The 1323-nt window shown below is 33.3% G+C and carries 1 protein-coding gene; it reads right to left on the reverse strand.

The features are described 5' to 3' along the window. On the reverse strand, nt 1–1323 hold a 1323-nt coding region (locus tag AC1DQW_RS27650), incomplete at both ends, for a GumC family protein (RefSeq protein ID WP_477457013.1).

Below are 1323 nucleotides of genomic sequence, written 5' to 3' on the forward strand. Positions count from 1 at the left end.
TGCATCTGATCATAACTTATAAATTGCAAATTTGTACGAAAGGACCTTATTTGTTCAGCAACCCTTGACCGTGGCTTATTAACGACTATCAAAGAGCTTGCATCATCAGATTGCGAAATCTCCGCAATGATTGGCGTTTTTGTTAATTTTTCAATGTCAGACTTCTTTTGAACCCTAAAATTAAGAGCTTCAATTATATAAATTATTAAAATAGGCAATAATACACCACCCAAGAAAAAAATAATATAAATTACTTTTTTGACTGGTTTTATAGGTACTGAACCGCCTTTTGCTATATCAATCGTACGGCTATCAGAAACTGTTGAGGCTAGTGTTATTGCCATCTCCTCACGCTTTTGAAGTAAATAAGTGAATAAGTTATTTTTGATATCTTGTTGTCTCATCACATCGAGTAAGCCGCGCTCCTTAGTTGGAACATTTTTTATTATAGACAAATATTTCTTACTTTGAATATCTAGTTTGCTTTTTGAAATTTCCAGGCCGCTTTTAACATTTTCTACCGTATGTAAGAGCGTTTCTCTTAAAGATTTGATCTGATCGTTTATTGAACTAAGTACTGGATTAGTTTCAGGAATAGTTCTCAATAAACTTTGCTTTTTAACCTGCGCTTCACCAAGTTGTTGTACCAAAGCAAGCAAAGTTGGATCATCTATTCCCATCATAGCAGGCAAACGAGCTAGATCATTATTATTTTGCTTTAAATAACTCTCTAAGTTATTTATACTACCAAACTCAAGATTGATCTTTGAACGCTGCGCATCGTTATCCTGAACAGTTTGCAAGAATATCTGAGATTCTGCCGTAATGTCTGTTATATTATTAGAGGATTTATAATCTTGAACATTTTTTTCAACCGAGCTCAATTCTAAGGCAATTGCATCCAACCTTTCTTTTATAAATGAAAGCTGTGCAGATGTTGTTTGATTTTTGTCTTCAATAGCAGCCTGATTATATACATTCACCAATGTATTTAAAACATCTTTACCTCTTTGAGGTACTGCATCCTGCAGCGTAATTATCAGAACTGTTGCATCTTTACTTGCTGGATCAATATTTAAATTGCTAATGTAATGCTGTGCTATATCTGACGTTTCGTAAAAATCAACATAAATTTCAGATTTTTTATATGTCGTTACGTTTTGAGGTGTTACCAGAATTAAACCTGCCTCGGTTTGCACAGGATGATTAAATGGAATTTTCACGCCATTAAACTCAAATTCATTTTTTACTAATTTAGCAACCCAGCTCTTACTAAAACCCAATTTAGATGGTTTGAGTAACTCTATTTTGAAAGGTATATTC

This window comes from Mucilaginibacter sp. P5_A4 (assembly GCF_056400605.1).